20 protein-coding genes are annotated in these 22,333 nt (G+C 63.4%); 3 read left to right on the top strand and 17 right to left on the bottom strand.

What is annotated here, in order from left to right; genetic code table 11:
• The first annotated feature begins 69 nt into the window (after nt 1-69).
• Nucleotides 70-1,734 (top strand): flavin-containing monooxygenase, encoded by a 1,665-nt coding sequence (locus V1283_RS29660; RefSeq protein WP_334390152.1) that lies wholly within the window; start codon nt 70-72, stop codon nt 1,732-1,734.
• A gap of 143 nt (nt 1,735-1,877) precedes the next feature.
• On the opposite strand, the gene V1283_RS29655 is transcribed toward V1283_RS29660, so the two are convergent.
• From V1283_RS29655 to V1283_RS29640, 4 genes are all read right to left on the bottom strand, one after another.
• Complete coding sequence (locus tag V1283_RS29655; protein ID WP_334390151.1) at nt 1,878-2,489, bottom strand: hypothetical protein; 612 nt, start codon at nt 2,487-2,489, stop codon at nt 1,878-1,880.
• A 170-nt stretch (nt 2,490-2,659) separates the two neighbouring features.
• The gene (locus tag V1283_RS29650) at nt 2,660-3,511 is read right to left on the bottom strand and encodes a phytanoyl-CoA dioxygenase family protein (protein ID WP_334390150.1); all 852 of its coding nucleotides are present in this window, start codon (nt 3,509-3,511) and stop codon (nt 2,660-2,662) included.
• Between the two features lie 82 nt (nt 3,512-3,593).
• Nucleotides 3,594-4,094, bottom strand: coding sequence for an L-2-amino-thiazoline-4-carboxylic acid hydrolase (locus V1283_RS29645; RefSeq protein ID WP_334390149.1), 501 nt, complete (start codon nt 4,092-4,094; stop codon nt 3,594-3,596).
• Nucleotides 4,095-4,313: 219 nt separating this feature from the next.
• The gene (locus V1283_RS29640; RefSeq protein ID WP_334390148.1) at nt 4,314-4,697 is read right to left on the bottom strand and encodes a nuclear transport factor 2 family protein; all 384 of its coding nucleotides are present in this window, start codon (nt 4,695-4,697) and stop codon (nt 4,314-4,316) included.
• A gap of 176 nt (nt 4,698-4,873) precedes the next feature.
• Here V1283_RS29640 and V1283_RS29635 point away from each other — a divergent pair, with 176 nt between their 5' ends.
• Nucleotides 4,874-5,281 carry a TfoX/Sxy family protein gene (locus V1283_RS29635; RefSeq protein ID WP_334390147.1) on the top strand — a complete coding sequence of 136 codons (408 nt, stop codon included), beginning with the start codon at nt 4,874-4,876 and terminating at the stop codon, nt 5,279-5,281.
• 52 nt (nt 5,282-5,333) lie between these two features.
• On the opposite strand, the gene V1283_RS29630 is transcribed toward V1283_RS29635, so the two are convergent.
• A complete protein-coding gene (locus tag V1283_RS29630) occupies nt 5,334-8,009 on the bottom strand; it encodes a flavin-containing monooxygenase (RefSeq protein ID WP_334390146.1) in 2,676 nt (891 codons plus the stop codon).
• Nucleotides 8,010-8,389: 380 nt separating this feature from the next.
• The gene (locus tag V1283_RS29625) at nt 8,390-9,334 is read right to left on the bottom strand and encodes a LysR family transcriptional regulator (RefSeq protein WP_334390145.1); all 945 of its coding nucleotides are present in this window, start codon (nt 9,332-9,334) and stop codon (nt 8,390-8,392) included.
• A 219-nt stretch (nt 9,335-9,553) separates the two neighbouring features.
• Here V1283_RS29625 and V1283_RS29620 point away from each other — a divergent pair, with 219 nt between their 5' ends.
• Nucleotides 9,554-10,531 (top strand): Bug family tripartite tricarboxylate transporter substrate binding protein, encoded by a 978-nt coding sequence (locus tag V1283_RS29620; RefSeq protein WP_334390144.1) that lies wholly within the window; start codon nt 9,554-9,556, stop codon nt 10,529-10,531.
• Nucleotides 10,532-10,658: 127 nt separating this feature from the next.
• Here V1283_RS29620 and V1283_RS29615 read toward each other — a convergent pair whose 3' ends face one another.
• From V1283_RS29615 to V1283_RS29565, 11 genes are all read right to left on the bottom strand, one after another.
• A complete protein-coding gene (locus V1283_RS29615) occupies nt 10,659-11,849 on the bottom strand; it encodes an ABC transporter permease (protein WP_334390143.1) in 1,191 nt (396 codons plus the stop codon).
• A 2-nt stretch (nt 11,850-11,851) separates the two neighbouring features.
• Entirely contained in the window at nt 11,852-13,012 is a 1,161-nt protein-coding gene (locus V1283_RS29610) for an ABC transporter permease (RefSeq protein ID WP_334390142.1), read from the bottom strand.
• Nucleotides 13,009-13,689: an ABC transporter ATP-binding protein gene (locus V1283_RS29605; protein WP_334393226.1), complete on the bottom strand. Its 681-nt coding sequence runs from the start codon at nt 13,687-13,689 to the stop codon at nt 13,009-13,011. The genes V1283_RS29610 and V1283_RS29605 overlap by 4 nt, the downstream gene beginning before the upstream one ends.
• A gap of 49 nt (nt 13,690-13,738) precedes the next feature.
• Nucleotides 13,739-14,821: an efflux RND transporter periplasmic adaptor subunit gene (locus tag V1283_RS29600; protein ID WP_334390141.1), complete on the bottom strand. Its 1,083-nt coding sequence runs from the start codon at nt 14,819-14,821 to the stop codon at nt 13,739-13,741.
• A 415-nt stretch (nt 14,822-15,236) separates the two neighbouring features.
• Nucleotides 15,237-16,250: a zinc-dependent alcohol dehydrogenase family protein gene (locus tag V1283_RS29595; protein WP_334390140.1), complete on the bottom strand. Its 1,014-nt coding sequence runs from the start codon at nt 16,248-16,250 to the stop codon at nt 15,237-15,239.
• A gap of 72 nt (nt 16,251-16,322) precedes the next feature.
• On the bottom strand, nt 16,323-16,949 hold the full coding sequence (locus V1283_RS29590; protein WP_334390139.1) for an FMN-dependent NADH-azoreductase: 627 nt from the start codon (nt 16,947-16,949) through the stop codon (nt 16,323-16,325).
• Nucleotides 16,950-16,962: 13 nt separating this feature from the next.
• Nucleotides 16,963-18,540, bottom strand: coding sequence for an isochorismatase family protein (locus V1283_RS29585; RefSeq protein WP_334390138.1), 1,578 nt, complete (start codon nt 18,538-18,540; stop codon nt 16,963-16,965).
• A gap of 22 nt (nt 18,541-18,562) precedes the next feature.
• Entirely contained in the window at nt 18,563-19,411 is an 849-nt protein-coding gene (locus V1283_RS29580) for an MBL fold metallo-hydrolase (RefSeq protein WP_334390137.1), read from the bottom strand.
• Nucleotides 19,412-19,441: 30 nt separating this feature from the next.
• The gene (locus tag V1283_RS29575) at nt 19,442-20,332 is read right to left on the bottom strand and encodes an amidohydrolase family protein (protein ID WP_334390136.1); all 891 of its coding nucleotides are present in this window, start codon (nt 20,330-20,332) and stop codon (nt 19,442-19,444) included.
• On the bottom strand, nt 20,329-21,447 hold the full coding sequence (locus V1283_RS29570) for a vWA domain-containing protein (protein WP_334390134.1): 1,119 nt from the start codon (nt 21,445-21,447) through the stop codon (nt 20,329-20,331). The genes V1283_RS29575 and V1283_RS29570 overlap by 4 nt, the downstream gene beginning before the upstream one ends.
• Nucleotides 21,444-22,325: an AAA family ATPase gene (locus V1283_RS29565; RefSeq protein WP_334390133.1), complete on the bottom strand. Its 882-nt coding sequence runs from the start codon at nt 22,323-22,325 to the stop codon at nt 21,444-21,446. Before V1283_RS29565 ends, V1283_RS29570 begins: the two co-directional genes overlap by 4 nt.
• Between the last annotated feature and the right edge of the window lie 8 nt (nt 22,326-22,333).

Raw genomic sequence — 22,333 nt, 5'->3', positions numbered from 1 at the left:
CGAATAATTCGGTATAGTCGAACCCGACTGCGCCAAATCGTCCAAGAAACAACAACGGGGAAGCCGCGCATGACCGGGGACATCAAGTCGCATTACGAGGTCGTCGTCGTTGGCGCGGGCGTGTCGGGCATTTACCAGATCAAGCGGCTGGCCGATCTCGCGGTGGATGCGCTGGTGTTGGATGCCGCCCCCGACCTCGGTGGAACCTGGTACTGGAACCGCTATCCGGGCGCGCGTTTCGATTCCGAGAGCTACACCTACGGCTATTCCTTCTCGAAAGAGCTGCTCAACGAGTGGCACTGGAAGGAGCGGTTTTCGGCGCAGCCGGAAAACCTCCGCTACCTCAACTACGTCGCCGAAAAGTTCGACCTGCGCAAATACATGCGGTTCAACCGCAGGGTGGCGGCGGCGGTCTTCGACGAAGCAAATCATCTGTGGCGGCTCAGACTCGACGACGGCTTTGAGCTGACCTGCCGGTTCGTCATTCTAACGGTCGGGTTGCTGGCGATACCGACGCTGCCGCGGCTGCAAGGCATGGACGCGTTCAAGGGGCGCTCGTTCCACACGTTTCATTGGCCGCACGAGCCGGTCGAGCTGGCCGGCAAGAGGGTCGGCATCATCGGCACCGGCGCCACCGCGATCCAGGTGATCGGCGAGATCGCGGACAAGGTGGGTGAACTCACGGTGTTTCAGCGGCGTCCGAACTGGAGCGCGCCGCTCAACAACAGCCCGATCTCCGACGAGGAGATGGCCGACATCCGCGCGCGCTACGAAGACATCTTTGCCGCCTGCACCCGCACGCCCGGCGGCTTCGAGCATGAGCCGGACCGGCGCGGCTTTTACGAGGTTACGGCCGAGGAGCGGATCGCGCTGTGGGACAAGCTCTATGACGAGCCCGGCTTCGGCATCTGGCTGAGCAACTTTCGCGAGATCTTTACCGATGAGGCGGCCAACGCCGAATTTTCCGCCTACATCGCCGGCCGCATCCGCCGGCGCGTCAAGGACCCGGTGACGGCGGAAAAGCTGATCCCCAGGGATCATGGCTTTGGCGTGCAGCGGGTGCCGCTGGAGACCAATTATTTCGAGGCCTATAACCGCTACAATGTACATCTCGTCGACATCAGCGAGACCCCGATCGAACGGGTGACCCCGACCGGCCTGCGCACCAGCGCACGCGATTACGAGCTCGATATCCTCGTCTATTCCACCGGCTTCGATGCCATCACCGGCTCATTCGATGCGATCGACATCACCGGCGTCGGCGGGGTCAAGCTGGCCGACCAATGGCGCGACGGACCCTCGACCTTCCTCGGCATGATGGTCCACGGTTTTCCGAACCTGCTGATGCCGACCGGGCCGCAGAGCGGTTCGGCTTCCACCAATTTTCCGCGCGGCATCGAGAACGGCGTCGGCTGGTGCATGGGCCTGCTCGAGCACATCTGGCGCCGGGGCTACACGCGGGCGGAGCCAACGCCCGAAGCGCAGGCGCGCTGGACCGCGCATGTAACCAAGATGTACGCCATTATGCTGATGCGCAAAGCCAAGTCGTGGTTCACCGGCTACAATTCCAACATCCCCGGCCACGAGCACGGCAAGACGCGCTATCTCGTTTATAATGGCGGCACGCCGAAATACGTTGCCGCCATCACCGACGTTGCACAGAAGGGCTATGAGGGCATCATGTTCGATGCAGACGCGCGGGCATCTGTAAGGTCCGCGATCGCCGCGGAGTAAGTCTGGACAGGATGGGTAGAGCGCAGCGAAACCCATCATCTTCTCGCCGCGCCAGCCGCGACGATATCGAAATTGGTCGCGCAGATCGGCAGCGCGCCGAGTCCAGTTCGCCGAACGCACGAATCGAGCGGGAAGGACCACCGTCAACCGAACCCCATTTTGGTAAGTTGGCCAAGCCAAGCCAAAACCGAAGGGGCGAAGATTTCCAATAGAGCGACGACGATCAGAAGTAAGGCTGTATAAGTTGCTGCTCCGCGCAGCAGCCGCCGCGTTAGCGGCGGATATGGGGGTTCATTGTTCGCGGGCCAGGCAAATTGCTCTTCCCAGGTTTTCTGGGGAATGTCGGACGGCCTTATTTTCTCAAGCGGCAGCCAGGCTCGGTAAGCCTGAATGCCACGATCCCGCGCAATGAGATTTCTTGACCACAAGAAATTCCGTTTCCCCATCAAATCGATTGCAGCTCTGAATATGACGCGCCAAAGGAGCAGAATTAACAAGCAGGCGAGATAGACATACGCAATCATGAATCCTGACGTAAGCCATGATTTTGTGAAAGACTTCACTGTGAAAATTCTGGAAAACAATTGCACGGTAGAGTCGACGAGTTTATCGAGGCTATTGAATATCTGACCGAACGTCGATGCATCATCGGCAGCCTGGAGCCACAGAATGACGACAATAACGATAATGAGCTGAAAGAGGGGAAACCTTACGACAGTGCGGATTGGAGCCGAAAGCAACTTGATCACGCTCATAGTTGCTCCTGTTCATGCTTGGCAAGGCTAGAGCTGATTTTCGTAATTGCGCAGGATGGTTGAGCGCGGCGAAACCCATCATCCTCCGAGAAGCCAGGCGATGGGTTTCGCAAGAGCTCAAACCATCCTATGAGTTCTATCGTCCCGCTCGTGCCTTCGCCAGCATCGCGTCATTGCGTCCGAAGCAGGCGCCTGGGATGGACGCCGTCGACATATCCCATGAACGGCGGATGGATCGAGTAGCCGATCAGCTCGCGGGCGCGCTCCGGCAATTGGCTGGCCACTTCGGCAGGGACGGCGAGCGCCATGTTCTCGAGTTGCCGCACCCAGCCCACGCAATATTGCGGCGTGATGATCAGGCGCGGGTGGTCGGACCAGTTGGCGCCGCCACGGTGCCACAGTGTTCCCTTGGTGATCGCCAGCGATCCCGCCGGCATGGTCAGCTTGACGGCGTCCGGCCGGTTGCCCTCATCGTGATGGGCCTGGTGGGTGAAGTGGGCGGGCTGCACCGCGCCCTCGATATATTGCCCGTCCCACAGATGGCTTCCCGGAATGATTTCGGTGGCGCCGTTCTGTTCGGTCGTGTCGTCGATCGCCCAGAACGTGCTGATGCCAAGGGCAGGGCGGGGCCGCGGGATCTTGACGCCGCCGTCGTCGAAGTGCCAGGGCTGCACCGTCTCGCCGGGATGCAGGTTGATCGCGAGCATGGCAGACAGCAGGCAGCTCTCGCCGAGTTCGGCTTCGACAAAGGCCATGGCGAGCGGATGGGTCGCAAGCTCCGCGAAAACAGGTGATTTCGCCAACAGGGCATACACCCGGTTGGTTTTGGTGCCTTCAAAATCGTTGCGGCCGAGCAGGTCGCGCGCCAGATGCGGCGCCAGCGCCGCGCGGATTTCAGCGACGCGCTCGGGCGCCAGAACGCGTTCGAAGATCAGGTAACCGCTGCGGTCGAACTCTTCCCTTAAGGAGGCGAATGATCGCCCCTTGAGCCAGGGTGACGCTTGCTCCGCTGTCGCTGCCATCGGCGCTCTCCCTTGCGAGCCGGTAAGACCACGGCTTCTTTGGGAAGCATCATACGCAATTGAGAGCACTTTCACGAGGTATTTATGATCGCGGCGCGAACCTGTAACGGAACGTGCAGCTTGGCGCGCCCTGCATCAGGGTCTGGTCGCGCGTGAGGCCGACGTCGCTGCCGCCGGCGGCGACGATATCGAAGTCGGTGGCGCAGACCAGCAGCGCGCCGAGCTCCGGCTCGCCGAGCGCGCGAAAGAATTCCGCGAACCGGCAGTGCGTGACGTCGAATTCCAGCGCTTCCTTGTCGTGCCGGTGCATCTCCACCGTCACTTCGCGCTCGGTGATTTCGGTCAGCGCGGTCTGCATGGCCGCCCATTTGCGCCGCGAGCTACCCTCGACGCTCTCGCCCACAGCGGCGAAGAGCTGCTTCGACCAATCGCGCAAGGCTTGTCGCGCAATCGCGTCGGCTCTTTCCTTGCCGAGTTCCGCGCGCAACGCCCGCAGCACCGGCACAAGGACCTGGGCCTGGATCCGCGTCTTGTCCAAGAGCGACAGGCGGGGATCGACCATATAATCGTCGAGTACGTTCATCGCGGGCCTCCTTCCATGTTGCGACGCGCGGTTCTCTTCAACCTCGCCCCGCTTGCGGGGAGAGGTCGGATTGCGAAGCAATCCGGGTGAGGGGGTACAGGTCTCACGTCGTTCAGAGCTCGCGGATAGAGCCCCTCACCCCGACCCTCCAAGAGCGAGCTTCGCTCGTCTCGACCCCCGCAAGAGGCGGGGAGAGAGAGTGGAGAGAGCTTGCGGAGATCATTCCCGCAGCTCGGTCATGAAAACTTTTTGCGCGATCTGCCAGCGGCCATCGATTTTCAACAGCGACAGCTGATCGGTAAAGAAGCGCGGCGGAATCGCACATCGGAGCTTGACGTAGGCCATCGTCGGACCGACGAGGTCGATCGACAGGACTTCATCGTGCCGCGGCAGGCCCCGGTGCTTCGGTGATGGCCTGTTGCGGACGTTCTCCAGCCAGGCGTCGCGGGGCGTGATCGCCAGCTCGCCTGCCTCGGAGATGCTGGTCAGCGCGCTGGTCGGATGAAAGGCGCTGGCGATCTTGGCTGGATCGCCCTCGTGGAGACCGTCGAGGTAACACTGAATCACGCCTTCGATGGCTTTTGCGTCGTCTGTAGCGGTCATGAGATTTGATTTCCGATGTTTTGCGATCTTGGTAGGAAGCCCGGATGCAGCCCGGGGTCACGGCGACAATAAGCGAAATTCATTGGGCGGTTGACGTAGAAAATCTATTGCATGACAGTCTGCCTTATCCCGCAAATAAGCGGCGCGACCGAGTTTGAACCAGGCCGGATGGAAGGATGGTTGCCAGCGAAACCTATGCCGAGTTTCTGCGCGAGCAGCTCGCGCCGCTCGGCCGTGTTACCCTGCGGCGCATGTTCGGCAAGAGCGGCGTGTTCTGCGATGGGGTAATGCTTGGGATGGTGACGGAGAACACGCTTTATTTCCGGGTGGACGATCAGAACCGGGAGACGTTCAAGGAAGCCGAGGTGTTTCCGCCGCTCAATTACGCGAAGCAGGGCGAGACGATAGATCTCGCATTCTGGCGTGTACCGGAGCGGCTGTTCGACGAGCCCGACGAGTTCATCATTTGGGCGCGCGCCGCGCTGGCGGCGGCGCACCGGGTTGCGGCGAAGAGGCCGGCGCCGAAGCAGCCCAAAGGGTCAAGTCAGCGCAAAGGCTCAAGGCCCCATAAACGTCCGTCGTGAGCGGCCCGCACCTTGAGGCCGCTCAAAGGACAGGCCATCATTGCCTTGCGCGCTATCCCGCGGCAGCGTTCACGGCGATCGGCGAGATGTCCGCGCTCTCTTCCAATTTCCGGGGCAGACCCGCAAAGCCGCGCAACGCTTCCGCCATCTTCACACGTCCGCTGACGCCGGTGATCACCACGTCCACCATCACCAGGGATGAGTGGATGTGGCCGCGCGCCTGCAGTTGCTCGACCGGGACACCGGCGGCAGCAAGCGCTTCGGCGTATTCGATGCCCTCGTCACGCAGCGGGTCGAACTCGCAGGTCGCAACGAACGCCGGGGGCAGGTTCGCCAGATTGCCGCGCAGGGGCGACGCGCGCGGGTCGGTGCGGTCGGCGGGCGAACAATAGATGTCCCAGAACCAGAACATCAGCGCCCGCGTCAGGAAATAGCCGACCGCGTTGTCGGCGTAGGACGGACGGTCGAACCGGCAATCGGTGACCGGGCATACCAGGAGCTGGCCCGCAATCTGGGGACCGCCGCGGTCGCGCGCCAACTGGCAGGTGACAGCGGCAACGTTGGCGCCGGCGCTCCAGCCTGCAACCAGCACCGGTCCCGGCCTGCCGCCAAGGTCAGCGGCATGCTCGGCGATCCAGCGCGTCGCTGCATAGCCATCCTCGGCCGCCGCCGGGAAGCGATGCTCGGGCGCATGGCGGTAGCCGACGCTGACCACGATCATGCCGCTGCGGCGGCAGAGGTCGCGGCAGAACGGATCGTCGGATAATTCATCACCTAATACCCAGCCGCCGCCGTGGAAATAGACCACGATCGGGTGCGGTCCCGGCGTTGCCGGCCGATAGAGGCGATAGGGCAGCGGGCCTTCGGCGCCTTGCAGCGCGCCGCTGCCGACCTCGCCGACCGGGCGGCCGGCGGGACGGCCCTTGTTGAATTCGGTGAGGAAGTCGCGTGCGCCTTGCGCGCCCAGCGACTCGATTTGCGGCAGGTTCATCTCCGCCAGCATGCCCAGCACCAGCCGCACATCCGGCTGCAAGCGAACCACCTCGCCATCGTTGCATTGCCCGGCAACGTTGGGGCCGGTCAGCTTGAAGCCGAGCATGCCGCGTCCGACGACCTCGTTGCAGATGCTGCGGTAGGGGCCGACGCCGCCCGTGTAGGGCATCAAGCCCTGCACCTTGCCGGGAACGTTGGCGCCCGTGTACCAGGTGTTGGCGAGCCGATGCAGCGTGATCATCGAACAGTCGGCCATGTGCTGCGCCCAGCCGGCCTGCGCGGTTTCGGTTGCTTCCATGGTCGTGAAGCCGGCGTCGCGCAACGTCGCCAGGCGATCGACCACCCAGTCGGCATGCTGCTCGATCGAGACCGCCATGTTTGAGAGCACCGAGGGGCTGCCTGGGCCCGTGATCATGAACAAATTGGGGAAGCCGGCCACGGTAAGCCCGAGATAGGTCTGCGGGCCATCGGCCCAGACGTCGGACAGCGATTTGCCATCGCGGCCCGTAATCGGATGCACCGCCTTGATGGCGCCGGTCATGGCGTCGAAGCCGGTCGCGAACACGATCACGTCGACATCGACGCTGCGCCTGTCGGTGGCGATGCCGGAGGCGGTGATCGCCTTGATCGGCTCTTGCCGCAGATTCACCAGCGTGACGTTGGGACGGTTGTAGGTCGCGTAGTAGTTGGTATCGAGGCACGGCCGCTTGGCGCCGAATGGATGGTCATGCGGGCTCAGTGCCGCGGCAGTTTCGGGGTCCTTCACGACCGCGCGGATCTTCTCGTGAATCAACTTGCCGATCAGTGCGTTGCCGTCGAAATCGACGCCCTGGTCGGCCCAGAGCTGGGTCAGGATGTGGACGAGATCGCCGGCCGCCCACGCTTTCTCGAAGCGCTCGCGGCGCTCGGCATCGCTCAGTTGCCAGCTCACCGCCATCTCCTGCGGATACGGCACGCCCGCGAGAGACCAGCGCGCCTGCTCGCGATAGGCGGCGCGGTCAGCCTCAAAGTAGGTCTTGCGATCGTCGGGCGCCGGACCGTTATGCGCGGGCAGCGCAAAACTCGGCGTGCGCTGGAACACGGTGAGATGCGCCGCCTGTTCCGCGATCAGCGGAATCGACTGGATGCCCGATGATCCCGTCCCGATCACGGCGACGCGCTTGCCTGCGAGATTGACGCCATCATGCGGCCAGCGCCCGGTGAAATAGATCTCGCCCTTGAAATCCTTGACGCCATCGATCTCCGGCGGTTTTGGCGCGGAGAGGCAGCCGGTCGCCATGATGTAGTGGCGGCAGGAAATGCTCGCGCCGTTATCGGTGACGAGCTGCCAGCGCTCGCTGGTGGCATCCCAGTTCGCGGCGTTGACCCTGGTGCCGAAGCGGATGTCGCGACGGAGGTCATAACGATCGGCGACGAAGCCGAAATAGCGCAGGATTTCCGGTTGCGTTGCGTATTTTTCCGACCAGGTCCAGGCGCGATCGAGTTCGGGATCGAACGTGTAGCCGTAGTCGATGGTCTGGATGTCGCAGCGTGCGCCGGGATAGCGGTTCCAGTACCAGGTGCCGCCGACGTCGCCGGCCTCCTCGATCACGACAGCCGAGAAGCCGGCCTTGCGCAGCTTATGCAGGAGATAGAGGCCGGCAAACCCGGCGCCGACCACCGCGACGTCAACTTGTTGCGTTGCACCGCTGTTGGTCGTTTCAGAAGAACGTGCTGCGACCGCTGCGTCTGGCATGCCACTCCTCCCATGTGTTTTATATTTTGGGGCAGGCTACTGCCGCGTATTCAGTTTGTCATCAGGACAAATGCAATCGTTGGATGTTTCGTGCAAATGCGATGTGCCGAGGCTCCAGGTTCATGATTTGGCGAATTTCTTCGTGCGAAGCAGCGACTTACCCGCAACGCTCTGCACTCTCTCAACGTCGTCCCTGCGAACGCAGGGACCCATACGCCGCGGCCGTCGGAATGGGCAGGAGAGGAGACGGCTTTGCTTCGGCAACTCACAACAGTAGGCGGCCAACGCAGGGCGTCTGCGACCGCGCTTCCTTGATGGATCACGCGGTATGGGTCCCTGCGTTCGCAGGGACGACCATGAGTGTGCCGCGCGCTCGTTCGCTATATGCGCCTGCGCCGTTCGCTCGTGCGGCGGCGCTCGTTGCCGATCGCCGTCCAGTTGGGGCTGAAACCGAGCGTGAAGTCGCGAAAGCTCTCCACGGCGGGCGAGAGCGATGCGCTGTTCGTTACGAACATCGCGATCTTCCATTTGACGGCCGGCTGCAGCAGCGGCAGGAACGTCAGTCCGAAGCCGCGCACCAGCGGCTCCGCCATCGAAGGACAGATCACGGCGCCCTGTCTGACCCGCAGCATCGACAGCGCGGTGTTCACCCGGTGCACCGGCACCAGCTCCCTGGGGTGATGCCGGGACGGGACGTTGCTCAACACGTTGATGGCGATGTTGGGCATGTAGTTGAGCAGCGGCCGCTCGCGCAGATCCTTCCAAGCGACCGACTTGCCTTTTGCCAGCGGGTCATCGCTGCGCAGCGCCACAAAGAGCGGGTCGGCGCAAATCATGTGCACTTCGACCGATTGATCGGGGACGACGCCGGCCGGGCCGAAGCCGATGTCGGTGGAGCCGCTTTGCAAGCCCGCCAGCACCTCCTGGATCGGCACGTCGTCGAAGCGGACGTCGACGCCGGGATGGCTGTTGTTGTATCCGGCGATCAGCTCCGGCAGCAGCGTGCAGGATAGCGTTTCGGGGGCAGCTACACGCACCAGGCCACGGCGCAGCTCCTTGAGATTGGTCAGGTTGTCGAGCGCCTCGTCCAGGTGCGAGAGCACGCGCCGCGCCATCGGGGCAAAGGTCTCGCCGACCGCAGATGCAGAAACTTTTCGCGTCGTGCGGTCCAGCAGGCGGACGCCGACGCGGCTTTCCAGCTCCTTGATCAGGCCCGAGAGCGCGGCCTGCGACAGGTGCATGGCCTTCGCGGCTTCCGAGAAGCTCGCGCTCTCCAGCACGGCTACATAGGCGCGCAACTGCCGCAATGTCACGTCCATCGCCATGTCGAGCCTCCCGGCGTCGCCGTTTCGGTATTCATAGGCCAGGCTTATCAATCGGTCAAAAAATACACATTGTTCGATAGAAGGCGCCTCTTTATCGTTGCAGCCTCGATAAGACGAAGGCCCGGCGGTCCAGCAATGCGATCGCGCCAACGCGGCCCGACGAAGACGGGACGGACTGGCCGCCACTGCAGGCGGCTCCTTTTTCCCCAGGAGGCATTCATGAAAATCACCCGCCGATCCCTGCTGGGGACCATCGTCGCCGGCTTCGCCGCAGCTCCGCACCATCAGGCGTTTGCCGAAGGCGATTGGCCGTCACGGATCGTGCGGCTGGTGTCGCCCTACGGCGCGGGCGGGGCAAGCGACATCTCGTTGCGTATCCTGGCCGAGCAGTTCGGGCGCAGCTTCAACCAGCAGTTCATTGTCGAGAACAAGCCGGGCGCGGGCACCCGCGTCGCCAACGAGCTGGTCTCGCGCGCAGCGCCGGACGGATACACCTTCCTCTATGCGGCCGCGCCGTTTGCGACGGCCGAAGCCCTGTTCGAGAAACTCAACTACAACCGCAAGGATCTGCAGCCGGTGGCGATGGCGATGATGGCGCCGTTGTTCCTGGTGGTGAACGCGCAGGCGCCCTTCAAAACCCTTCAGGAAATGATCGACTACGGCAGGTCGAAGCCCGACGGCCTGACCTTTGGTTCTCCGGGCGCCGGCTCGCAGCCGCATCTCGCCGCCGAGTTGCTGTTCAGGGACGCCGGCATCAAGGGCCTCATCGTTCCCTTCCGCGGCGACAACATGGCCTACACGGAGCTGCTGGCGGGCCGTCTCGACGCCACGTTGACTGCGATCAGCACGGCCTTGCCGCACATCCAGAGCGGTCAGTTACGTGTGCTGGGTGTGGCATCGGCCGAGCGCAGCCCGATTTACCCCGAGGCTTTTACCTTGCGCGAGCAGGGACTTTCCAAGGTGATCGCTTCCGGCTGGTACGGCTTCATGGCGCCGGCGGCAACGCCGGGCGCGATCGTTGATCGCTTGCAGGCCGAGGTTATTCGCGTGCTTGCCGATCCCGAGGTGAAGCAGAAGCTGCTGGTCCAGGGGCTGGAAGCACGCCCCGGCACGGCGGGCGAGTTCGGCAAGTTCATCGGCGACGAGACGCGCAGATGGGACGAGGTGATCCGCGCGGCAGGCCTCAAGGGGGAATAGCTCAAAAGCGTTTTCGAGCGAAAGCCTGCCCCGGACTTGATCCGGGGTGGACGCCGGTTCGCGTCAAGAAAACGCGTCAAAACAAGAATCTAGAGCTCGGTTCTGATCCGATCAGAACCGAAAGGCTCTAGTGCGCGTAAAGGCCTTCGACGATCGGCAACCGCGCGGCCCGCAGGGCCGGAAACAGTCCGCCGATCAGGCCCACGATCAGCGCAAGCGCAACGCCCTCGGCGATCAGCCAGGGGCTGAGCTTGAAGTCGAACACCACCTGCGTGAAGTTGCCGCCAAGGGTCGAGGCCGTAACGCCGTCGAAAATCAGGTAGGTCGCGGCGGCGCCGAGCACGCCGCCGATGACGGCGAGCAACAGCGATTCGGCCAGTGTTCCGACAAACGCAGGAAAGCCACCGAAGCCGATGGCACGCAGTGTTGCGATTTCCGTCGCGCGGGCTGCGACCGATGAATACATCGTGTTGAGCGCGCCGGCGACCGCGCCGAGCGCCATCGCGATTGCCAGCGGCCAGCCGAGTTTCTGAATCAGATCTGAGGTCTGCGAGGCCTGTTCGGCGAAGTAGGCGGCTTCGGATTTGACATCGAGCTTCAGCCGCGGATCGTTGTCGCTGTAGCTCTTGAGTTCATTGAGCGCGGCCGGCCCGGTGAGGCGCGCGCGCACGGTCTGGACGACGTTGTTGCGGTTGAACAGGCTCTGCACCACGTTGAGATCGGCCCAGATTTCGGATTCGAATACGCTGCCGCCGGCCTCGAACACGCCGACGACGTTCCAGCGCGTGGCGCCGAACGACACGGTAGAGCCGATGTCGAAGCCTTCGAATTCCCGCAGCAAGGCCTTGCCGACCACCACCTCATTGCTGCCGCGATTGAACATGCGGCCGGCGGTGATGGTGATGTCCTTGCGCAACGCGGTGCCCTGTTCGCCGATCCCGCGCAGCGGCAGGTTGGCCTTGGTCCTGGTCGAACGCTTGATGCCGTCGACCACGAGATAGAGTTCCGGCGAGATCAGGGGCTTGCCGTCGCCGCCGCGCGCGATGCCGGGACCGTCCTCGATCAGCCGCACCTGATCGCGGCTGACCGTGCTGTTGATTTCGGCCTGCGAGCCGGCCCGCAGCACGATCGCGATGTCATCAGCTCCGGAGCCTGCGATGGTGCGCTGAAAACCGTTGGCCATCGCCAGGAAGGCGAGCAGCACGATCACAACAAGCGCGATCGCGATCACCGTCGAAAGCGAGAGCCAGCGCCGCTGTCCAATGCTCTTGAGATTGATGGCAGTGACGGCAGCCACCTGAAGCCAAAGCGAACGCATGCCTATCCCCGTCCGAGCGCGGTTGCAATTTTGAGGCGCATGGCGTTGAGCGCCGGAATGATGCCCGTGATCAGCCCAAGCGCGATCATCAGCGCCAACCCTTGCAGGGCGATGGTCGGCGATACGGCAAAAGCCGGCGCGACGTTGGCGAGGCTGTTGCGGAGCGCCACTGCGATCAGCGCCGCAATCACCAGCCCCGGAATGCCGCCCAGCAGCGCCAGCAGCACCGATTCGCCGAGCACCATTGTCAAAATTCGCGGGCCTGAAAACCCGAGCGTCTTCAGCACGCCGATCTCGCGGGTGCGCTCCCGGATCGACAGCGCCATGGTGTTGCCGACGATCATCAGGATGGTGACGAAGGCCGCACCGACCACCAGCAACACGATCAGCGCGATGTTGCCGAATTGCGCGGCGAACGCCTTGCCGAATGCCTTTTCGGTGTCGGTCGAAGTCTCGGCGGTGGAATTGGCGAACATTGCGTCGATCGCCTTTGCGACGCGATCGTTGTTTTCCGGCGAGGTGGTCTGAAGGATCATCCAGCCGATGGTGTCCTTGCCGAACGAGCGGGTCTCGTCGAAATAGGGGTACTGGAACAGCATGAAGTTGGTGTCGACGTGCTCGGCCTTGCCCTTGACGATGCCGGCAATGGTGAGGTCCCAGGTGTGGCCGCCGCTCTTCTGGCTGAAGATGTTGCTATTGAGAGGGATGCGATCGCCGATCTTCCAACCCCACTTTCGCGCCAGCTTTTCGCCGACCACCGCGCTGCCGCGGTCGCGGGTGAAGGCCTGAAGCTGGTCAGGCGCAACCTCGAATTCGCTGCGATATACGTCGAAATAGGTGTTCGGCTCGATTGCGAGCGCCATGATGAAGTTTTTCGGGTCCTGATAATAACCGCCGAACCAGTTGGCGAAGGTCACCTGCCGCACCCCTTCGACCGTTTTCACGCGGTTGAAATACGCAATCGGCATCGGCTGCGTGAAGTTGATCTTGTTGACGGTGATCATCCGGTCCGCGGCCGCGCGATCTTCGCCGGCGGTGAAGGCGCGGTAAAATCCCGCGAGCACGCCGAAGATCATGAAGGCGATCAGGATCGACACGATCATCAGGCTCGCGCGCAATTTGCGGCGGAACAGGTTTTTCCGGACCAGGTCGAAATCGTTCACGCGGCAAGCTCCCGTTCGACGAAGCGGCCCTTGTCGAGATGCAGGACGCGCTTGGCATAGTTTGCCGCGGCGGGATCGTGCGTCACCATCACGATAGTCTTGCCGAGCTCGCCATTGAGCAGTTGCAGGATCGAAAGGATCTCGTCGGCGGATTGCCGGTCGAGGTCGCCGGTCGGTTCGTCGCACAGCAGCAAGTTCGGATCCGAGACAATGGCGCGCGCAATCGCCACGCGCTGCTGCTGTCCACCAGACATTTCGCGCGGGCGATGCTTGATGCGATCGGCGAGACCGACCACGGAAAGCGCGGTATGAACGCGCTCGGCGCGCTCCTTGCGGTTCAATCGGGTGAGCAACAGCGGTAGCTCCACGTTCTGCGCCGCCGTCAGCATCGGCATCAGATTATAGAACTGGAAGATGAAGCCGATATTGGCGGCCCGCCAGGCGGCTAGTTCGCCCTCAGAGAGACCATCGATGCGGCGGTCTGCGACGGAAATTTCGCCGGCGTCGGCGCGGTCGATGCCGCCGAGCAGGTTGAGCAGCGTGGTCTTGCCCGAACCTGATGGTCCCATGACCGCGATGAAATCGCCGCGGGGGATCGCCAGATCGAGATGATCGAAGATCGAGATCGTTTCCTTGCCCTTGGTGAAACGCTTAGCTACGCCGGTAAGGCGAACCATCGGATGCTCGGCTGTCACGCTTGTCTCCTTCAGGGATTCCGGCTGGAAGCTAGTTCGCGGCGGTGGTTTCGGTGGCGCCCTTTGTCTTGCCGTTTTCTTTGGCGTCGGCCAGAAAATTCACCTTCACCGCCATGTCGGGCAGAATGCGCGGGTCCTTCTTGTCGAAGCGGATGCGCACCTTCACCGTGGCCTTCTCGCGGTTCGCGGTCGGCACGATCGCGATCACCGAGGCGGGAATGGTCCAGTCCGGATAGGCATCCAGCATCGCGTTCACGGCGCCTCCAGGGACGACCCGGCCGATAAAGGCTTCGTTGACGTCGACTTCGATTTCGATCGAATCCATGTCGACGATGGTGCAGATGCCGGTGCGCGTGTAGCCGCCGACCGACATCGGCGAAATCATCTCGCCGGGCTGCGCGCTACGGTCGATGACGACGCCGGAAAATGGCGCACGGATTTGATGCTTGTCGAGCATCGAGGCGCTGCGCTTGGCGTCGATCTTGGCGGTCTCGAATTGCGACTGGGCCTGGCGCAATTGCGCGCTGAGCACGCCGACCCGGGCCTGCGCCTTGGTCAGGTCGGCCTCGGTCGCGAAATTCTTCTGCGACAGTGTCTGGACCCGCGTCATGATGCGGGTCGCGTCCTCCAGATCGGCGGTGATCGCGGCGATCGCAGCATCAGCCGTCTCGACGCGCGAGCGGGCCAGCTCATAGTCCCTTTCGGCGAGCACGCTGTCGAGCCGGGCGACGACCTGGCCCTCGGTCACCGTCATGCCCTCGTCGATGAAGACCTCGACCACCTTGCCGGTGATCTCGGCCGCGACGGTCGCCTTGCGGCGCGCCACCACATAGCCGGAAGCCGCCAGACTGCCGGCCGTCTTGCTATTCGTTGGCGCCTGCGGAGGTTGCTGAGGTGTCTGTGGCTGCGCGGCGGACTGTTGCGCGATCTGCGATGCGGTTTCTTTCGGCGGGTCTTGCCTGCGGAACTCGTAAGCGCCAAAGGCCGCGAATGCGACGACGCAGGCAACAATCGCAGCCGAAATCGGCAGCCAGCGGCGACTGGATCGCTCGGCCTTGTTGGCGCTGCGATCGATGGAAAGCGATCTCAGCAATTTGCTCTTGTCGTCGGTCATTATTCATTTCCATCCGGCTGCTCGCTGCAATTTTCGCGCGGGCGGCATCATCTCCAGCGCTGGTGGTCTCGCTCACAGCCGGTTCACATGTCTCGCCATCGAAGGGGGGCAGGCCTCAAGCTTTCCGCACGGCAGCGACCCCAGCTCGGTTGTAATCCCGTTGAGCTCTCGCGAGCGCCGGGCGGCGCCCGATTTTCGACGAGGCGAGTGTACCACGAATTTAAAGCCTATTGGCGACGGAGGCAATTCCGGAAACCAGCAAGAGTTGTACGCTCCGTGTTGCCAGTTGTGGCCATGCGCATCGAGGATCCTTCGCTGAGAGGCCTGTCGATCGCGGAAATACGCTCAAAACCCGGCAAAATCTTGCTGCGGGAACCACCCGCTGGAATCGGCAGTCGATGGCGAAATGTCGCGGTCAGCCGATCTCGATCGCCACTTTGCCGAAATGCGCGCCGCTTTCCATATGGGCAAATGCCTGTTTCACCTGATCGAACGAGAAGGTCTTGTCGATCACCGGTTTCATGCGACTTGCCGCGATGCCATCCACCATCGCCTTGAGGTCCTCGACCGATCCGACGGTGACACCCTGCAGCCGCTGCTGTTGCATGACCATCAATGGCAGCCGCGAGTTGGACGGCGGCGGTCCGGCGAGCACGCCGATGAACGCGATCGTGCCGCCGATCCTGGTCGCCCGGATCGATTCGTTCAGCGTGCCGACGCCGCCCACCTCGACGACCAGATCGACGCCGTGGCCGCTCCATTCGCGGGCTTTCTTTCCCCAGTCGGGTGTCGCTTTGTAGTTCAACGTGAAGTCGGCGCCGAGCATCTTGAGACGTTCGATCTTCGCATCGCTCGACGAGGTCGCGATGACGCGCGCGCCGCACATTTTCGCAAACTGAATTGCAAAGAGAGATACTCCGCCGCTGCCTTGTGTCAGAACGGTCTCGCCGGGTTTCACGCCACCGAGCTTGACGACCGCGCTCCACGCCGTGAGCGCGGCGCAGGGTAGCGCTGCGGCCTCGATGTCACTGAGGTGCTCCGGCGTTCTGACCAGCGCGTGCTTCGGAAAGATCCGATACTCGCTAAGGACGCCGTCCACGGCGCCGCCGAGGTTTGTGCGCATCTTTGCTTCGCTGGGCTCGCCGCTGATCCAGCTTTCGAAGAAACTGCCGATGACGCGGTCGCCGTCGGCGAATTCCCGCACGCCCGGGCCAACGCGCTCGATCACCCCCGCACCGTCGGACACCGGCACAAGCGGAAATTTCTGACGCGAACCGTAACCGCCCTTGACGATGAGAAGATCGCGATAGTTCAGCGTGGCCGCCCTGAGCCGAACCAGCACCTCGTTCTCACGGGGCTCCGGCACAGGCTTGTCGACGAGGGCGAGTCCATCGATTCCGCTCGGTCCCTGTAGCTCGTAACACTTCAAGGGGGCCTCCTTCGGCGCAGCCGGGTAAGTGCCATATTGCCGCAAATGTTACGGTTCCGCCAAGCCTATGGATCAGAATCGCGCGGCCATCTCGGCCAACCGCCGATGCGCACCGTGGCGTGCGGTGCGGATCGGCTCTAGCGGCCCGGTGGTCGGTCCGATCGGCACGAAACGCACGTCGCTGATGCCGATGAAGCGCAGCGCCTCGCGCAGATAGGGGGTCGCCATATCAATGCGGCCGCGATTCATGCCCGTGATGAAATCGCTGCCGCTCGCCAAGATGACGACCGTCGGCCGGTCCTTGAACAGCGGCAGATATCCTTGCGCGGGATCGAAGCGGAACGCCAGCCCGGGTTGCGTGATGACGTCGATCCATTGTTTCAGCTTGTAGGGAATGCCAAAATTCCACATCGGCGTCGAAATCAGCACACGGTCCGCGAGCGCGAACCGGAGTGCGATGCGCTCAGTGACCGCAAAGGCATCGCGCTGCGAATCCGTGAACGCCCGCCCGCCGATGCGGGCGTATTTGGCTTCCAGTACATAACCCTCGAATTCCGGCAGGTGATCGCGCCACAGGTTCATCACGTCGATGTCCCAGTCCGGCCGTGCCTGGCGGAAGCGGTCGATAAAGACCCGCGCGCCGGCGGAGGATTCCGAGTCTGCGCGCGGTGAGCAGCTCAGATGAAAGAGTTTGGGCATGGCCGCGCTCTGTTCATCCCAATCCCCTGATGACCGCATCGGCGTTGGTGACGACGGCGACGTTCTGCATCGCGAAATTGATGGAGGCGTTGTGCCAGTCGGCGTTCATGGTCGAGCAGCAGTCTTCAGGCACGATCATGAAGTAGCCCTTGTCGGCGCCGGTGCGGGCGGTGTGCTCGACCGACATGTTGGTCCAGGCGCCGGTGTTGATGATCATGTCGCGGCCGGTCGCCTTAAGGATGGTTTCCAGCCTGGTGCCTTCCCAGGCGCTCATCCGCATCTTTTCGACGATGAAATCGCCGGCGCGCGGCTCCAGTCCCGAAACCGGCGCGGCGCCCCAGCTTCCGCGCACCATCGCGCCGCTGTCGACCAGTCCTTCGAACAGCGGCGCATTGAGCGTGACGCCGGGCGCGCCGGGCTCGACGATGAACCATACATGGATGATGACGACTCCGCGCGCCCGCGCCGCCTCGGCGAGGCGGCGGACATTGTCGACCACCCGCTGCTGGCGCGCATGGCCGGGCGAGCCGGAATCGGCGAACGCGCCGCCCTCCATGATCACGTCGTTCTGCAAATCCTGAATGATCATCGCGCAGCGACGGGGATCGAGCTGCATGTCGCCGCCGGCGAGTTGAGGAGAGGTTGGCGCAGCGGAGGCCGTATCGGGGCCCGTCGAAGCGCGGCCGCTCATATAGGGTTCGTGGCGCGGTCCGGCCTTGACCGGGATGGCATAGACCGAATGGGTCGCGGTCAGATAGAGCGTGCGAAACTCAGGCCCGCCCCAGGCAAGATTGGCGACGAGTTCGGGCACGCGCACCTTGCCGAGCAATTCGCCGGCCGACGAATAGACCCAGACGCCGCCGGGTGCGGTGACCCAGACATTGCCGCGCTGGTCGCACTTCATGCCGTCGGGCAGGCCGGGTTCGAGTTCGGAGCGAATGCCGCTGGCGAAGACGCGTGCATTAACGAGCGAGCCGTCGGCTTCGACATCGAAGACGCGGATCAGCGCCTGCACGGTGTCGTTGACATAGAGCAGGCGTTCGTCGGGCGAGAAGCAGAGGCCGTTGGGCTGATCGAACAGATGGCGATCGACGACGAGTTTTGGTGGGCCGCCGCCCGGCGGAACGCGATAGACGCCCTGGAAGCCGAGCTGCCGCGGCCGCTCGACACCGTAGACCGGCATGCGGCCATACCAGGGGTCGCTGAAATAGATCGCGCCGCTCGAATGCACGCAGACGTCGTTCGGGCTGTTGAGCTCCTGATTCTCGAAATGCGAGGCGATCACCTCGCGCCTTCCGTCGGGCCGCTCGCGGATCAAGGAAGAGGTGGCGTGCTCGCAAACGATCAGGTTGAGCTCGGCGTCATAGGTCATGCCGTTGCATTTGTTCGACGGCCGCTTGGCCTCGACGACGCCGCGCTTGGCATCCCATCGCCGGCGCACATCGCCGGGCATATCCGAAAACAGGAGATAGTGATGGACCGGATGCCAGATCGGCCCCTCCGTGAAATCGAAGCCAGTGCCGACCTGGCCGACCGGCGCGTAGGGGTCGATCAGGGTTTCGAATTCCGGGCGCAGCGTGACATGCGTCATCGGTCCGTCCTTTTCTCGGCGCTCAGGCCGGGAACCAGTTGCGCTGGGGCAGACTCTGAACCACGGGGCCCGGCACCTGGTCGTGCAGCCGGCCAACCACCACGCCGCCTTCGATCTTGGCCGGACGGTCGTGAACCGGGAGCAGATAGCGCGAACTGCTCAGGAGCTTTTTGATCGCTGCCTTTTCCGCGCGCTTGCTGGTGCCGTGGTTGCCGGTTGTGCGCGGTTCGGCGTCGTGGATTTCGTTGAAGGGGGTGACGATCTGGTCGTTGAAATCGTAGATGACGTCGCCGCAGATGGTGGCGATGCCGTCAGCCGTATGAACATGGATGTTCATCGAGCCTTCGGTATGCGCGTTGGCGGCGTCGCAATAGACGCCCGGCATCAATTCGATCGGGCCGGTCACTTCGAGATCGAGAAAGCGCAGCGCGCTTTTGGTGTGCAGGCGGTCGATCAGGTGCTTGATGTCCGGCGCCGGATATTGCGGGTGCATCAAGCCGGAGACGGAGTATTCCAGCTCCTTGCGGTTGAGCACGACCGTCGTGTTCATCGGAAACAAATCGTCCTTGCCGGCGTGGTCGATGTGCAGATGGGTGTGGCAGACATAGCGGACATCGCCCATGCGCACGCCGTGACGCGCGAGCTGGTTCTCGATCATGTTCTCGTGAAACTGCAGGCCGCGCATGCCCAGTGTTTCCATGATCTGGTTGGAGCGATAGCCGGTGTCTATGACGACGGGGTAGGGCCCGCCAACGATCAGAAAGCCGAGCGTGAGGACACGGCGGGTCCGGCCGCAATCGCGGCCGAGCACGAGAAAGCTCGATTCCAGTTCGATATCCCCATAATCCAAAATCTTGATTTCAAGCGGCATGTCTCTCTCTCCCCGAATCCTCTTATTCGCTTAACTTCCCAGCCGATAAACGCGCAGCGCGGTTGTTCTTAAGATTGCATCGCGCTGGTCTGCGCGAAGATGCGCCGTCGCGGCGAGATAGGCGTCCACCAGTTCGCGATAGCTGGTCCAAAGTTTTTCGATTGGAAAATTGGATCCGAACAGGCAGCGCTCGGCGCCGAAGATCGTCACCGTCTCGGTGAGGACATCGAATACATGCGCGGGATCGTTGCGATGGATGAAGGTGCCGAGCCCGGAAAGTTTTGAAACGATATTGGGGCAGGCCGCGAGCCGGGTCATGCCGGCGCGCCAGGCGGATCGGCCTTCCTGCGAAAGATCTTCCAGCATGCCGGCATGCTGCAGGATGAAGGTCACGTCGGGACAGGTTTCGGCGAGCCCGGCGGCGCCCGCCATCTGCGGCGCGAACACCTGCAGGTCGAAGCTGAAGCCGTAGTCGGCGAGCCGGGCGATATTGCGCTGGATTTTTGGATCGGCGCAGAGGTCCGGCCGGGCCGCAAAGCGATAGAGCGGGTTGTCGTGCCAGTGCAATTGCATGCGCACGCCGCGCACCAGCGGATAGCGCGCGAGACGATCGAGTTGCGGGCGGACATCGTCGACATTGAAATCGGCATAGGAGACGATGGCGTGCGGCCAGCCATGATCTCTCGCGGTCTGCTGCACCCAGGCGGTTTCGTCCTCGAAGCGGTCGTTGGCCCAGTTGGTCTGCACATAGACCGAGCGCGTCACCCCGGAGCCAGTGAGGTCGCCGAGATATTCCTGGATCGGATAGTCGCGCCTGATCGGCTCGTAGGGGCCGAAGATGCGCGGCTGCATCGGGCCGCTCAGCCAGGGCAGGTCGGCCTGACGCCAGATATGATGATGGGCATCGATGATATCGGTCATGCGGCCTTCTTCTGTCCAAGTGAAAGAACGTGCGAGACGATCGCGGCGGTTGATCCGCCGTCGACCAGGTCATCCACAAAACGGCGGATGGCGATCAGTGCCTCGGTCTGCGGTTGAAAACCGGGACCGGCGGCGAGCGGCGTCAGCCAGCTCAGCCGCCAGGCGCGCCGCGACAATCTTGCGACGGCGTCCTGCAAGGCAGAAGGATCGCCGCGCTCAAGGCCATCCGAGAGAATGACGACGGCGGCGCCGCGCGCATAGCTGCCGAATCTTGGCACCGCCAGGAACGCCTGCAGCGCGTCGCCGATGCGGGTGCCGCCGTCCCAATCGCTGACCAGATGGGCGGCGGCGGACAGCGCCTGCTCGCGGCGCTTGAGACGCAGCGCGCGGCTGACGCGGGTGAGCCTTGTGCCGAACGTGAAGACCTCGACGTGAGGGATGGCGTGCGATAGCGCATGCGCGAGCTTCATGTTGTCGTCGGTGCGCCCCTTCATCGAACCGGAGACGTCGATCAGCAACAACACCTTGCGCGGGCGGGCGCGGCGCTTCAGGCGTCCGAGCCGCAGCACCTCGCCGTCGTTGCGCACGCTTTCGCGCAGGGTGCGGCGGAGATCGGCCCAGGGGCCGCGGCGGGCGCGCATGCGGCGATGGCCGCGCCGCCGGGGCAGCCGGGCAGGGGCCTCGCGCGACAGTTTTCGTAAGGCATCGCCGGTTGCGCTTACCGCGAAGCGGCGTTCGACCAGCGCCTCGGCGCGGGCTGCGGCAAGTCCTGATTCGTTGGCTTCGTCGGCCAGCAGCGTTTCGTCCTCGCCGCGGCCTTCCTCCTGCAGGCGAACCACTCCCTCATCTTCAGCGCCCGCTTGGTCGATCGCTTCGCTGCCGATGAAATGGATGTCGAACAGCCGGTCGTAGGTCGCGCGCCGCTCGGGCGGCGGGGCGAGCGTCGCCAGCCCGGCCTGCCGAATGGCTTCGAGGCTGCGTGGGCCCAGCAGCTCGATCGCGGCCAGGAACGCCGTTGTCTGTTCGGGCGCCACGGCGAAACCATTGATGCGCAGCAGCGCGACAAAGGAGACGAAGACGCGGGCCGCGTGCGGTAGCTGAAATTCTTCGCTCACGCGGCAGCCTCCGCAATGAGGGCGTCGAGCCGGCCGGAGATGAAGGTCAGATCCTCCTCGTCCTTCAGCGCAACGCCGATCGAGCGCTTGAAGGCATCCGGCCAGCGGGCGCCGCGCTCGTGCAGCAGCGTGGCGGCTTCGGCCCAATCCACGGCCTCGGCGATGCCCGGCGCCTTGCTGAGCGGCTCGCGCCGGAGCTTGCCGACGGCCGCGACGATGGCGCGTGCGGTTGCTTCGGCGACGCTCGAAGCCCGCATCATCACGATGCGCGCCTCGCGCTCGGCCGTGGGGTACTCGATCCAGTGATAGACGCAGCGCCGTCGTAACGCCTCGTGCAGATCGCGGGTGCGGTTCGAGGTCAGCACGACAACGGGCCGTTCTGCGGCACGCACCGTGCCGCGCTCGGGGATGGAAATCTGGAAGTCCGAGAGGAATTCGAGCAGGAACGCCTCGAACTCCTGGTCGGCGCGGTCGATTTCGTCGATCAGCAGCACGGTGGAGTCAGGCGCGCGCAAGGACGCGAGCATCGGCCGCTCGATCAGAAAAGTCTCGCCATAGATGTCGATGCTCTCTTCGCCGGCCTGGCGGATCGCAAGCATCTGGCGCGGATAGTTCCATTCATAAAGCGCGGCTGATGCGTCGATGCCCTCATAGCATTGCAGCCGGATCAGGCGGCGGCCGAGCACGGCGGCGATGGCTTTTGCGGCTTCGGTCTTGCCGACACCGGGCGAGCCTTCCAGCAGCAGCGGCTTGCCGAGCGCGAGCCCCAGATAGGCCGCCGTCGCCAGGCCGTCGTCAGCGAGGTAATACGCTGTCCGCAGCGCCCGTTCGAGCGCCTCGGGACTATCGATGCCGACGATGTTGCCGCGAACCGTCATGTTGTGCC

Source organism: Bradyrhizobium sp. AZCC 2262 (assembly GCF_036924535.1).
Classification (GTDB): Bacteria; Pseudomonadota; Alphaproteobacteria; order Rhizobiales; family Xanthobacteraceae; genus Bradyrhizobium.
Note: the sequence above shows the minus strand (reverse complement) of the source record. Positions and strands in the feature narration are given on the sequence as shown.

Excerpts from the sequence above, each read along its gene's own strand:
- V1283_RS29600 (WP_334390141.1), bottom strand. The coding sequence starts at position 14,821 with ATGACCGACGACAAGAGCAAATTGCTGAGATCGCTTTCCATCGATCGC.
- V1283_RS29575 (WP_334390136.1), bottom strand. The coding sequence starts at position 20,332 with ATGACCGATATCATCGATGCCCATCATCATATCTGGCGTCAGGCCGAC.
- V1283_RS29565 (WP_334390133.1), bottom strand. The coding sequence starts at position 22,325 with ATGACGGTTCGCGGCAACATCGTCGGCATCGATAGTCCCGAGGCGCTC.
- V1283_RS29660 (WP_334390152.1), top strand. The coding sequence starts at position 70 with ATGACCGGGGACATCAAGTCGCATTACGAGGTCGTCGTCGTTGGCGCG.
- V1283_RS29650 (WP_334390150.1), bottom strand. The coding sequence starts at position 3,511 with ATGGCAGCGACAGCGGAGCAAGCGTCACCCTGGCTCAAGGGGCGATCA.
- V1283_RS29645 (WP_334390149.1), bottom strand. The coding sequence starts at position 4,094 with ATGAACGTACTCGACGATTATATGGTCGATCCCCGCCTGTCGCTCTTG.
- V1283_RS29585 (WP_334390138.1), bottom strand. The coding sequence starts at position 18,540 with ATGACGCATGTCACGCTGCGCCCGGAATTCGAAACCCTGATCGACCCC.
- V1283_RS29605 (WP_334393226.1), bottom strand. The coding sequence starts at position 13,689 with ATGGTTCGCCTTACCGGCGTAGCTAAGCGTTTCACCAAGGGCAAGGAA.
- V1283_RS29590 (WP_334390139.1), bottom strand. The coding sequence starts at position 16,949 with ATGCCCAAACTCTTTCATCTGAGCTGCTCACCGCGCGCAGACTCGGAA.
- V1283_RS29640 (WP_334390148.1), bottom strand. The coding sequence starts at position 4,697 with ATGACCGCTACAGACGACGCAAAAGCCATCGAAGGCGTGATTCAGTGT.
- V1283_RS29630 (WP_334390146.1), bottom strand. The coding sequence starts at position 8,009 with ATGCCAGACGCAGCGGTCGCAGCACGTTCTTCTGAAACGACCAACAGC.
- V1283_RS29620 (WP_334390144.1), top strand. The coding sequence starts at position 9,554 with ATGAAAATCACCCGCCGATCCCTGCTGGGGACCATCGTCGCCGGCTTC.
- V1283_RS29580 (WP_334390137.1), bottom strand. The coding sequence starts at position 19,411 with ATGCCGCTTGAAATCAAGATTTTGGATTATGGGGATATCGAACTGGAA.
- V1283_RS29625 (WP_334390145.1), bottom strand. The coding sequence starts at position 9,334 with ATGGCGATGGACGTGACATTGCGGCAGTTGCGCGCCTATGTAGCCGTG.
- V1283_RS29615 (WP_334390143.1), bottom strand. The coding sequence starts at position 11,849 with ATGCGTTCGCTTTGGCTTCAGGTGGCTGCCGTCACTGCCATCAATCTC.
- V1283_RS29655 (WP_334390151.1), bottom strand. The coding sequence starts at position 2,489 with ATGAGCGTGATCAAGTTGCTTTCGGCTCCAATCCGCACTGTCGTAAGG.
- V1283_RS29635 (WP_334390147.1), top strand. The coding sequence starts at position 4,874 with ATGGTTGCCAGCGAAACCTATGCCGAGTTTCTGCGCGAGCAGCTCGCG.